At 49.4% G+C, this 11,884-nt stretch carries 9 protein-coding genes; all 9 read left to right on the top strand.

From position 1 onward, the window contains the following. The 9 genes from KIB08_RS01275 to mutS all read left to right on the top strand — a co-directional run bounded on the left by KIB08_RS01275 (nt 1) and on the right by mutS (nt 11,884). Nucleotides 1-1,209 carry an ABC transporter permease gene (locus KIB08_RS01275; RefSeq protein WP_303988547.1) on the top strand — a complete coding sequence of 403 codons (1,209 nt, stop codon included), beginning with the start codon at nt 1-3 and terminating at the stop codon, nt 1,207-1,209. A 12-nt stretch (nt 1,210-1,221) separates the two neighbouring features. Continuing rightward, nucleotides 1,222-1,662: a PaaI family thioesterase gene (locus KIB08_RS01270; RefSeq protein ID WP_303988544.1), complete on the top strand. Its 441-nt coding sequence runs from the start codon at nt 1,222-1,224 to the stop codon at nt 1,660-1,662. Further along, nucleotides 1,655-2,086 (top strand): PaaI family thioesterase, encoded by a 432-nt coding sequence (locus tag KIB08_RS01265; protein ID WP_303988542.1) that lies wholly within the window; start codon nt 1,655-1,657, stop codon nt 2,084-2,086. The genes KIB08_RS01270 and KIB08_RS01265 overlap by 8 nt, the downstream gene beginning before the upstream one ends. 12 nt (nt 2,087-2,098) lie before the next feature. Next, a complete protein-coding gene (locus KIB08_RS01260; RefSeq protein WP_303988540.1) occupies nt 2,099-3,238 on the top strand; it encodes an acyl-CoA dehydrogenase family protein in 1,140 nt (379 codons plus the stop codon). Between the two features lie 277 nt (nt 3,239-3,515). Beyond that, the gene (gene pheS, locus KIB08_RS01255) at nt 3,516-4,538 is read left to right on the top strand and encodes a phenylalanine--tRNA ligase subunit alpha (protein WP_303988538.1); all 1,023 of its coding nucleotides are present in this window, start codon (nt 3,516-3,518) and stop codon (nt 4,536-4,538) included. An 11-nt stretch (nt 4,539-4,549) separates the two neighbouring features. Continuing rightward, nucleotides 4,550-6,970, top strand: a complete 2,421-nt coding sequence (gene pheT / locus KIB08_RS01250) for a phenylalanine--tRNA ligase subunit beta (RefSeq protein WP_303988536.1) — start codon at nt 4,550-4,552, stop codon at nt 6,968-6,970. A gap of 141 nt (nt 6,971-7,111) precedes the next feature. Continuing rightward, complete coding sequence (locus tag KIB08_RS01245; protein ID WP_303988534.1) at nt 7,112-7,948, top strand: ATP-binding protein; 837 nt, start codon at nt 7,112-7,114, stop codon at nt 7,946-7,948. A gap of 68 nt (nt 7,949-8,016) precedes the next feature. After that, on the top strand, nt 8,017-9,309 hold the full coding sequence (gene miaB / locus KIB08_RS01240; protein WP_438362032.1) for a tRNA (N6-isopentenyl adenosine(37)-C2)-methylthiotransferase MiaB: 1,293 nt from the start codon (nt 8,017-8,019) through the stop codon (nt 9,307-9,309). Further along, nucleotides 9,284-11,884: a DNA mismatch repair protein MutS gene (gene mutS / locus KIB08_RS01235; RefSeq protein WP_438362030.1), complete on the top strand. Its 2,601-nt coding sequence runs from the start codon at nt 9,284-9,286 to the stop codon at nt 11,882-11,884. The genes miaB and mutS overlap by 26 nt, the downstream gene beginning before the upstream one ends.

The following is an 11,884-nucleotide window of genomic DNA, read 5'->3' as shown; positions in this document are numbered from 1 at the left end:
ATGTTTTGGGAAAATTTACAAATCGCGTGGCAGGCTTTAATCAGTAATAAAATGCGCTCCCTTTTGACGATGCTGGGGATTATCATCGGGGTGGCTTCCGTGATTGCGCTGGTCTCGATCGGCCAAGGCGTCCAAAAAGATACGGAAGATCGGTTTTCGCAACTCGGCTCCAATCTCCTGATTGTTATACCGGGAGCACCGCGAACACCGGGATTGCGACCGGTCGCAGGGAGTCTGGAAACGCTGCACTATAATGATTACGTGGCGATTACGTTGTTGCCTAATGTCAAAGATGCCTCGCCAATGGTGCAGGGGTCGTATGTAGTAGTGGCCGGCAACAAAAACTGGACGACAAAGGTTATCGGCGTTACCGCATCCTACCGTAATGTCAGGGACGCGGAAATTGAGGAAGGTCGCTACTGGACGGAAAAAGAATACAAATCGCGTGCGCGCGTAGTGTTACTCGGGAAGACGGTCGCAAAAAATCTGTTCGGCGATGCTAATCCGATCGGCAGTAAAATTCGTGTAAAAAACGACCCGTATGTGGTGATTGGAACTCTTGCGGAAAAGGGTGCATCGGGAGGGAATGATGCGGATAATTGCATTTTAGCGCCGTTCAGCACCGTACAGGAACGGTTGCTCGGCATCACTTATGTGCAAACGATCAGCGTCGCCTCCGCATCCGGCGATACGATGTCGCAAGTGGAAGCGGACATTACGAATCTTTTGCGGATCCGACATAAGATTTTGCCCAATCGCGAAGATGATTTTACGGTGGAAAATATGGCAGACGTTTTAGAAACCGTACAGCAAACCATGCAAACGCTTACCCTCTTCTTGGGTGCGATTGCGGCGATTTCGCTGTTAGTCGGCGGTATTGGAATCATGAATATTATGCTGGTATCAGTAACGGAACGTACTCGTGAAATCGGAATACGTAAAGCTCTCGGTGCGACGTATCGGATGATTATTACGCAGTTTTTGATTGAGTCGATTACGATCAGTCTGGTAGGCGGCACGATCGGTGTCATCGTCGGCATCTTAGGGGCGCACGCGATGGCCTCCTTAGTCAACGTTTCCGCGGCCATTTCTCCTTGGCCGATTTTGGGATCATTTGCGTTTTCGGTAGCCATCGGTTTGCTGTTCGGTTTGTATCCGGCCCGTAAAGCGGCACGCTTGAACCCGATCGATGCGCTACATTATGAATAGGTGGAGTCGCTAATGATAACGGATCAGGAACAACAAAAAATTATGGAAATGGTGTTACTGAATCCTTTTGATCGCCTGATGAATTATGAAGTGGTGACGATGGAACCGGGACACTTGGTAATGAAAACAATAGCGCAGCGCGAAATTGTGGAAAACTCCTACCAGTCGACACATGGCGGTTTTCTTTTCGGCTTGGCCGATACCTATATGGGAGCAGCCTGTTTTGCACACGGCAAATCAGTCACGACTATGGGACTTCGTATTTCGTATATTCGCCCTGTCGCTTTGGATTCGACAGTGACGGGAACGGCAGAGGTTATTCATAACGGACGCAATACGATGCGGACGGTTTGCGATTTTCGCGATGAAAGAGGTCGGCTCTTAGCTCATTGTGAAGGAACATTTTATGTGATGGGGAAAGCCTTATGGATGATGGAGGAGAAAAATGATTGATCCTTCGTTGGAAAATTTTTATCAACGCGCCAAAAGTGAAGACCCTTATTTTCAGTTTATGAAAATTGAAGTAGTGGATCTCTTTCCGGGGAAAACTCATTTTAAACTGTTTATCGAACCGGATTTCCACACTAATCGCCGCGGAATTGCACATGGAGCGCCGTTGGCTACGATGAGTGACGCCTGCATGGGGTGGGCATCTCGGGCGCTCGGCTACCATGTCGTCACGATTGATTTGGATATTTCGTATATTCGTCCCGTTCCGGAAAATACATGGGTGCACGGCTACGGTGAAATTATCCACCACGGCAAAAAGACATTGATCGGGGAAGTTAAATTTTACGATGACAACAAAAGATTAATGCTTTCGGGGAAAGGCACGTATTGGATCGTGCACACGATTGATATCGCGCACGATATTTGAGGGGGGAAAACAATGGACTTTACAATCACTGCCGAACAGCAGGAATTATTGGATCTGGTACAGGAAATTGTAACGAAAGAAATCGCACCGCGTGCACTGGAAATGGATAAAGACGGTGTGGTGCCGGATGAACTCTGGAAAATTTTGAAGCAGACCGGTCTGACCTCACTCGGCGTACCGAAAGAATACGGCGGCATCGGTTTGGATGCCATGACGTTGGCGCTTATTTTTGAAAAAATCGCACAAGGCTGCGCGGGTATTGCGACGGCGTGCGCGGCGAATATGCTGGCCATGCTGCCGGTGGCTTTCGGTGGCACACCCGAGCAGATGCAAGCTTTTTGTGACGTGATTTTAGGCGGAGGGATGGCCGCGTTTGCCCTGACGGAACCGAATGCCGGGTCGGATGCGTCGGCGATTGCAACACGCGCGAAAAAAACGGAAGGCGGCTACATTTTAAACGGTACGAAGCATTTTATTACCAATGGCCCGATTGCCGATGTGGTAGTGGTCTTTGCCAATGCCAATCCGGCTCGCGGCGTCCGCGGGTTGACGGCATTCATTGTGCCGACAGATACGGACGGCTTCAGTGTGGGGAAAGTGGAAGATAAAATGGGCATTCGTGCATCCGCTACTTCGGAATTGGTACTGACGGACTGCTTTGTACCCGAGTCGGCGCGGCTGGGGCGTGAGGGCAGCGGTTTCAAATGGGCGATGCGGACGTTGGATGCATCGCGTCCGTTTGTCGGTGCGATCTCCGTCGGTATTGCAGAAGCGGCATTGCAAGCCGCAGGGAAATACGCGCACACGCGTGTGCAGTTCGGCAATAAATTGATTGCGCTGCAGATGGTACAGCAGATGTTGGCCGATATGGCAATGGCCACGGAAGCATCCCGCTTGCTGGTGTGGAAAGCGGCCGCCGGTCAAATGGACGGCGCGAGAAACGCCGGCGTTATCGCGTCTATGGCGAAGTGTTTTGCGTCCGATACGGCGATGAAAGTGAGCACAGATGCCGTTCAGATTATGGGCGGCGCCGGTTACTCCAAAGAAGCGCCGTTAGAAAAATATATGCGTGATGCCAAAGTCATGCAAATTTTTGAAGGCAGCAATCAGGTACAACGAGGCATTATCGCCGGCGGTCTCAAGTTTACATAAGCGACTTGCGGAATCAAAGTTAACTTGTTATACTATCTTTAATTTCACATTGGATGCTAGGAACGAAAGGTGTATGGAATATTCGCACTTCAGGGAGCCGATTTCATGACTGGAAAAGTCGGCGTGTGAAACCATACAGTTCATTCGGGAGCAGTTTGCTGATAACGTAGGCAAAACGTATTTCTGCGATAAAGATTTCGAGTACTTATTTGGGTGGTACCGCGGAAGAGACTTTCGCCCCAGGCGAGGGTCTTTTTGTGTTTTCAGGAGGGTTGTTATGAAAGAGGAAATGCAGGAACTGCAACGGCGTGCGTTGGAAGAAATCGCAGCCGCTGCGAACGAATCGGAGTTACAAAAAATCCGAGTAGCGTTCTTAGGTAAAAAAGGGGAACTGACTGCGATATTGCGCGGCATGAAGGATCTGACTGCTGAAGAGCGGCCGGTCGTGGGAGCGCTCGCTAACGAAGTGCGCGGCCTTTTGCAAAAAAACCTGAGCGAGAAGCAGGATGAACTGGCACAAAAAGCACTGAGTGAACGGTTGGCGGCGGAAAAAATTGATATTACATTACCGGGACGTCGACCGCTGCAGGGACATTTGCATCCATTGACGCAGATCAATCGTCGCATTCAGGATATTTTTATGAAGATGGGGTATACGATTGCGCAAGGTCCGGAAATCGAAGATGATTTTTATAACTTTCAAAGTCTGAATTTCCCCAAAGATCATCCGGCGCGTGATATGCAAGATTCGTTTTATATCAATGATTCGATTCTTTTACGTACGCATACGTCGCCGGTTCAGGCGCGCACGATGCAGTCACAGGAACCGAACACGCCGATTCGTATTATTGCGCCCGGCAAAGTATATCGTTCCGACTATGATGCGACGCATTCACCGGTGTTCCATCAGGTCGAAGGACTCTTGCTTGATCAGGGAATTACGTTTTCCGACTTGAAGGGAACAATTGAACATTTTGGCCGGGAAATTTTCGGTACAGATACCAAGGTGCGCTTTCGTGCCAGCTATTTCCCGTTTACGGAACCGAGCGCGGAAGTCGATATTTCGTTCCGCAAACGCCACAGTAAAGGCGGCACGGTGGATACGTCCGAAGAATGGTTGGAAATTCTCGGTTGCGGGATGGTGCACCCGAACGTATTGCGTTTAAACGGTTACGATCCGGAAAAAATCAGCGGTTTTGCGTTCGGTATGGGTGTGGAACGAATTGCCATGCTGGTGTACGGAATTGACGATTTACGTTTATTTTATGATAATGATGTGCGCTTCTTGGCGCAGTTTTAGGAGGGAAATATATGCTGGCATCGTTAACCTGGCTGCGCCACTATGTCACGATTGAGGGAGATCCGGAAGAGCTCGCCGAAACACTGACTATGGCAGGTATTCCGGTGGAAAAAGTACATGTCCCCGGCAAAGATATTAAAAATGTCGTTACGGGTAAAATTCTTTCAGTTGATCCGCATCCCAATGCAGACAAACTCGTTGTCTGCCAAGTGGATGTAGGAACGGAAACGTTGCAGATTTGCACCGGGGCAAAGAATGTGCGTCCGGGTCAAATTGTACCGGTAGCGCAACCGAACTCATATTTACCGGGTGGTATTCACATTAAAACATCGAAATTACGCGGTGTACCTTCGTTCGGCATGATGTGTTCGGCAAATGAATTGGGCTTCGATTTGAGCCTGTTATCCGGCGCACGCGCTGACGGTATTTTTATCTTGCCGAATGATATTCCGGTGGGTCATGATATCCATGAGTTTTTAGGTCTCGATGATGTGATTTTCGAGTTTGAACTTACACCGAATCGAGCGGATTGTTTCAGCATGGTGGGATTGGCTCGTGAATTTGCGGCGTTGTTCAACAGTCAATTGAGCCTGCCGACCATTCAAGTGAACGAGTCCGGTACGGCGATTACGGAAGACGCAAAAGTGACGCTTGCCGCCACCGATCTTTGCGAACGTTTTTCGACGCGACTTTTGCGCAATGTGAAAATTGCGCCTTCGCCGGAATGGCTGCAGGATGCGCTGCGCAGTGCGAATATTCGCAGCATCAATAATGTTGTCGATGTGACGAATTTTGTCATGTTGGAGCAAGGGCAGCCGTTGCATGCGTACGACTATGATACGCTTGCGGGACACGAATTAATTTGTCGCCGTGCATTGCAAGGCGAATTGTTAGTGACCTTGGACGATAAAGAACGAACCTTAGCAGAGGATCAGTTGGTCATTGCCGACCGAGACGGTGCGGTCGGACTTGCCGGTATTATGGGCGGACAACGCACGGAAGTGACCGACCAAACAACGACCGTATTGTTGGAGGCCGCCACATTCAACGGCGCGACCATTCGTCGCACCGCGCGTAAACACGGTCTGCGTTCGGAAGCGTCGGGACGTTTTGAACGCGGTATTGATCCCGATATTACGACACTTGCTTTAGATCGAGCCGCGCAGCTGCTGCAGGAAATGGGCGCCTGCGAAGTGGCCCCGGGGTATCTTGATGTGTATCCCGAACCGCAACCGACGCGCACACTCACCGTTACGGTAGAGGAAATTAACCGGGCAATCGGGATTACGTTGGAACGGGCTGAAATTATCGATATCTTGAAACGCCTTTATTTTGACATCACCGAACAGGGTGAAGCACTGTTCTTAACTGTTCCGAGCTGGCGCGGTGACGTAGCGGAACTGGCTGATATTGTTGAAGAAGTGGCGCGTCTCTACGGCTATGATAAAATTCCGAATACATTACCGCTCGGGCGCCAAACCAGTGGTCGTCAAAGCGATGAGCACGCAGCGATCGAAACTATTCGTGATATCCTGGTACAAGCCGGTCTTTCCGAGACGGTTACCTTCAGTTTCATGGCACCGCAAGATTTGAAAGCATTGGGGTTGGCAGAATCAGACAGCCGCTATCAGGCGGTTTCCGTATTAAATCCGATTACCGATGATTTCCCGCAAATGCGGACTACACTTGTACCGAGTCTGTTGCAGGCGGTCAAGCGCAATCTTGCCGTGAAAAATGAAAACTTGGCGCTGTTTGAAGCGGCATCCGTGTATTTGCCGAAAGAATTACCGCTTGCCGAATTACCGGAAGAAAAACCGTTTGTCACGGGGGTTCTTTGCGGTAGCACAGGGGTTGCACGTTGGCCGCAGGCACAGCATGCCTACGATTTTTATGATGTCAAAGGTTTGATGGAAACGGTTCTTTCCCGACTGGGCGTCACCGATTACCGTTGGGATGTAGCGGAAGACGCAATTTACCATCCGGGGAAGGCGGCCGCCGCGCTGCGTGACGGCAAAGTTTTGCTGTCTTGCGGTGAATTGCATCCCGTTGCCCAAAAAGGGTACGGCTTGAAACTGACAATGTATATATTCACAGTGGATATCGAAGCATTGTTGCCGTACATTGCGACAATACCGGAATACCAAAGCTTGCCGAAGTATCCGACGCTGGATCGGGATCTGGCCATTTTAGTTCCGGAAGGTGTCACGCATTCGACTTTGGTTGATGTCATGCAACGACAGGGCGAAGCGATTCTTGAATCGGTCGAACTGTTTGATCGTTACAGCGGTGATCAGGTGCCGAGCGGTTTTGTCAGCATGGCCTATGCGCTGCATTTCCGCGCGCCGGATCGCACCTTGCAGGATCACGAGGTGGATGAACGAATTCAACGGATTGTCCAACGGTTAAAAGCATTTAATTGCAGCTTACGTTAATAAAAAAGCCTGCCGAACTCGGCAGGCTTTTTTATTGTCAGCACAGTTTCCCACAGACACTTAATCCATATCGGCCATATAGAAAGAGTTAAATGGGTATATGGTATAATAAAATATCAATCCAAAAAGGAATGGTGCGAGATGAAAGTAATCGCATTTGTGGGTCCGAGCGGCACAGGGAAAAGCTATCGGGCATCAGTGGTCGCACATGAAAGCGGTATTGACTGCATCATTGATGACGGTATTTTAATTTATCAAAATCGATTGGCCGCCGGATTTTCCGCTAAAAAAGAAGAGAGTCGTTTGAAGGCGGTTCGTCGTGCTATTTTCCAAGATCCCGTGCAGGTCGCCTCGGTGCAAAATGCGTTGGCAAAGATCAATCCGAAGAAGCTTCTGATTTTAGGAACTTCGGAACGCATGGTGGATAAAATTACACTGGCGCTTGGTCTGCCTAAGCCGAGCCGTTACATTCATATTGAACAGGTAGCGACCCGTGAGGAGATTGCGCGCGCCAACGAATCCCGTTTAAAAGAAGGAAAACATATTATTCCCTTGCCCACAATGGAATTGCGCCCTCATTTTCGCGGGTACTTAATCGATCCGTTGAAGTCTTTTTTTCGGCGCGATAAAAACAAAAAAGCCCAGGGGCCGGATGAAAAGTCGGTGGTTCGACCGATTTTCAGTTATTACGGCAAACTCGTATTCAGTGACGCGGTAATCATCGCTTTGTTGAACCGTGCGGTAGAAGTGACGCGCGGTGCCATTTCGGCGCATGATGTTAAAATTACGAAAATGCAGGAAAATACAAACGGTTTAGGATTGGAGTTTTCGCTGGTCATGGCCTTTAATCATGATCCGAAACGATTGATTCAGCGTTTGCAGAAGGCCATTCGTCATGAAATTGAGTATACGACGGGAATGTCGGTGCAGATGTTGAAAATATCGATTCGCGATATGGTTAATGTGCAGCGCCGGTAAACATCCCGTGTTTTGAGAAGGAGAACACATTGAAAGGAACGTACCATATTATTACTTACGGTTGTCAAATGAACGAAAGTGATTCAGAACGCTTGTCGGGACAACTGGAAGAATTGCAATACCAACCTACAGACAACATGCAGGAGGCAGACGTCATCGTCATCAATACCTGCTGCGTGCGAGAAAGCGCAGAAAATAAGGTTTACGGGAAAATTGGCGAATTGAAACATCTTAAAGCCAAGAATCCGAATCTTGTCATCGGCATTACCGGCTGTATGGCGCAGAAAAATAAGGAAGCGTTATTTGAACGTGCTCCGCATATTGATTTCGTCTTCGGGCCGTACAATATTCACCATTTAAAAGAATTATTGCAAAGCGGTAAAGCGGTCGCCTCGCATACGCTCAAAACGCAAATGCGCGGCGCTGATATTACAGATTTTACGGATCTGCATGCCGTTCGTAAAAGCAATGTTTTTGCCTGGGTGCCGATCATGCAGGGATGTAACAAGTTTTGCACCTATTGCATCGTGCCGTATGTACGCGGTCGCGAATGGAGTCGTCCGATCGAGTCCGTTGTCAAAGAAGTACGGGAACTTGCCACTGCAGGCTATAAAGAAATCACGCTCTTGGGACAAAATGTGAATGCCTATGGTCTTGATTTTAAAGACGGTACGGATTTTTCGGATTTGCTTCGCGAAGTGGATAAAATCGATGGCATTGAACGCGTCCGGTATATGACATCGCATCCTCGTGACATGACGAGGGAGATGATCGATACGATTGCGCAGAGTCGGCACGTGGTCACCCAAATGCACTTGCCGGTACAATCCGGTTCGGATGCTGTATTGAAAGGGATGAACCGCGGTTATACGGTAGAGCATTATTGCAAATTGGTGGATTATATCCGCAAAGTAATGCCCGATGTGGTACTGACGACCGATCTGATCGTAGGGTTTCCCGGCGAGACGGAAGAAATGCATCGGGAAACGCTGGAGCTGCTGAAAAAGATCCGTTATGACTTGGCGTACACCTTTCTATACTCGCCGCGCTCGGGAACACCCGCTGCCAAAATGGCGGGACAGGTTCCAAAAGATGTCATGAAACGGCGCTTACAGGAACTCATGAGTATCCAAAACGAGATCAGCTTAGAGCGCAACGAAACGATGGTCGGTAAAACATATGAAGTAATCGTGGAAGGGCCGACTAAAAATAATCCGAAGATGTGGTTCGGTCGTACGAGCGGTAACAAAATGATTATTTTTGCACCGCGCGCAACGACTATGATCGGTGAGACAACACAAGTGAAAGTAGACCACGCGCAGACGTGGCTTTTGCGTGGCGAATTGGCAGAAAGGAACTGACATGGCGGCCAAACTGACGCCGATGATGGCGCAGTATCAAGCAATCAAAAAAGAGCATCCGGATGAAATTCTGTTTTTCCGTTTGGGCGATTTTTATGAAATGTTCTTTGATGATGCCTTGCTGGCTTCCCGTGAGCTGGAATTAACCTTGACGGGACGGGCGGCGGGGAATAAAGAGCGTGCACCGATGTGCGGTGTACCGTTTCATTCGGCGGAGAGCTATATTTATCGTCTGGTGCAAAAAGGTTATCGCGTAGCTATCTGTGATCAGCTGCAGGATCCGAGTGAAACCAAGGGCCTTGTCGAGCGCGGCGTTACCAAAGTTATCACGCCGGGGACGGTTCTTTTGGACAGCTCACTGGCGAACGGTACCCGCAATTATTTGGCGTACTTGTATCAAAAAGAAGCACAAATCGTGTTGGTGCTTGCTGAAGTTTCGACCGGAGAATGCCGTTGGGGATTATTTACGGATAACGAAAAGCATGAACTGTTCGACGCATTGAGTATTTATGCGCCGACTGAACTGATTATCGAAGCGTCGGACGAATGTAATTTAAGTATCGAAAATTATGCTAAGTCGCGTCTTGGGGCAATGCTGATTTTGACCGCGGAAGAACTGGAAATGCCGCTACCGAAACTGACCGGGGCAACCGACTTCGGCGGTTTGGCGCTTGCGGAATTGCCGGCAGAGTCAGCGGTTCGCGAAGCATTGGCGCAGTTGTTTTACTATTTGGCAAAAACGTTGCAGCAATCGGCTAAACAGGTTACATTACTGTTGCCGTTGCGTGAAGAAGCGCAAATGACGCTTGATCATCGGACGTTACGTCATTTGGAAGTCTTACAGAATATGCAGGACGGAAGCATTCGCGGTACCCTCTATGCGCTTTTAAAGCAGACGCAAACGGCCATGGGCGCTCGCCTGTTACAGCGCTGGTTGGAAGCGCCGCTACTCTCGGATACGGAAATTCTGGCGCGGCAGGAAGCGGTGGCGGATTTTCTTAAAAACGCGCGCCAAGCGGATACATTAGGAAATATACTGGGGCGTATTTATGATTTTGAGCGGATCGTCACTAAGGTGGAGATCGGAACGGCGACGCCGAAAGATCTTCTGGCGGTACGGGATTCGTTAGCGGAACTGGTGCCGTTAAAGGAGCTTTTGCAAGAATTCAATGCACCTATGCTGCAAACGTTGAACCGCGATGTGGCGATGCACACGGATGTGTATACACTGCTGACGGAGGCTATCGCGCCTGACGCGGGTTTGCAACGTAACGGTGATTATATCAAAGACGGTTTTTCGCCGCGGCTGGACGAATTACGTTCGTTGGTCCATGACAGTCGCAGCTGGATCGCCAATTTGGAAGCGGCGGAAAAAGCTAAATCGGAACTTAAGTTAAAAATCGGCTTCAACAATGTGTTCGGTTATTATTTCGAAGTGCCTCGTTCCCAAGCGGAACGGGTACCGGAGTATTTTGTACGGAAGCAGACGTTGGCGAACGCCGAACGCTATATTACGCCGGAACTGAAAGAGTTTGAAGTCAAAGTACTGTCGGCACAAGCGGAAATGGACAAGCTGGAAGCACAGCTGTTTACGCAGGTGCTAGCGGATCTGCGACCGGCGCTTGCGGACCTGCAAAAAACGGCTCGTACTCTTGCCCTTATCGATGCGCTGCTGGCACTTGCCGTGGCCGCGCATAAATATCGTTGGGTACAGCCGGCATTAAATCGTCAGAATCGGATTGAAATCCGCGACGGTATGCATCCGATGTTGGCCGCCGCGCAAAAAGATACATTTGTTCCGAATGACACTGTTTTACGTCATGAGGACTGTGAAACCATGCTGATCACCGGACCGAATATGGCCGGTAAATCGACGTATATGCGACAAGTCGCATTGCTGTTGCTGATGGCGCAGATCGGTTCGTTCATCCCGGTGCGCACTGCAGATATTTGTCCGGTCAGCCGCATTTTTACGCGCATCGGTGCGACAGATGATATTTCCAGCGGTCAAAGTACATTTATGGTGGAGATGAATGAAGTCGCCGATATTTTACAGGCGGCGGATGCCAATTCCCTCATTTTGCTCGATGAAGTCGGTCGAGGTACGAGCACCTATGACGGCTTAAGTATCGCGCGCGCGACTGTTGAATTTATTGCGGAAAAAATCGGCGCGTTTACGTTATTTGCAACGCACTATCATGAGTTAACGGAAGTTGCGGATGTTTATCCGCACATTCAAAACTTTACGGTTTCCGTCAAAGAGCGTCGCGGAGACGTGCAGTTTCTGCGACGCATTATTCCCGGGAAAGCCGATAAAAGTTACGGTATTCATGTCGCCAAACTGGCGGGCTTACCGACGAGTGTGTTGCAAAGGGCACAGACGCTGCTGGCGGAACTTGAAAACACGGCTTCCGCTGCCCCTGTGGAAGCGGAGCGAGTTCCGGCAATGGACATTTTCGCCGACGGCATTTGGGATGAATTGGCAGGTTTAGATGTTTTCAGCATGACGCCGATGGAAGCAATGGAAACGTTATTCCGATTAAATAAGGAAGCCAAAGCGAGAAAGGGATTGTAA

Origin of the sequence: Negativicoccus succinicivorans, from assembly GCF_018372215.1 — a bacterium.
Taxonomy (GTDB): Bacteria; Bacillota; Negativicutes; order Veillonellales; family Negativicoccaceae; genus Negativicoccus.
This window is presented reverse-complemented; position numbering and strand designations above follow the sequence as displayed.

Excerpts from the sequence above, each read along its gene's own strand:
- KIB08_RS01275 (WP_303988547.1), top strand. The coding sequence starts at position 1 with ATGTTTTGGGAAAATTTACAAATCGCGTGGCAGGCTTTAATCAGTAAT.
- KIB08_RS01270 (WP_303988544.1), top strand. The coding sequence starts at position 1,222 with ATGATAACGGATCAGGAACAACAAAAAATTATGGAAATGGTGTTACTG.
- KIB08_RS01265 (WP_303988542.1), top strand. The coding sequence starts at position 1,655 with ATGATTGATCCTTCGTTGGAAAATTTTTATCAACGCGCCAAAAGTGAA.
- KIB08_RS01260 (WP_303988540.1), top strand. The coding sequence starts at position 2,099 with ATGGACTTTACAATCACTGCCGAACAGCAGGAATTATTGGATCTGGTA.
- pheS (WP_303988538.1), top strand. The coding sequence starts at position 3,516 with ATGAAAGAGGAAATGCAGGAACTGCAACGGCGTGCGTTGGAAGAAATC.
- pheT (WP_303988536.1), top strand. The coding sequence starts at position 4,550 with ATGCTGGCATCGTTAACCTGGCTGCGCCACTATGTCACGATTGAGGGA.
- KIB08_RS01245 (WP_303988534.1), top strand. The coding sequence starts at position 7,112 with ATGAAAGTAATCGCATTTGTGGGTCCGAGCGGCACAGGGAAAAGCTAT.
- miaB (WP_438362032.1), top strand. The coding sequence starts at position 8,017 with ATGAACGAAAGTGATTCAGAACGCTTGTCGGGACAACTGGAAGAATTG.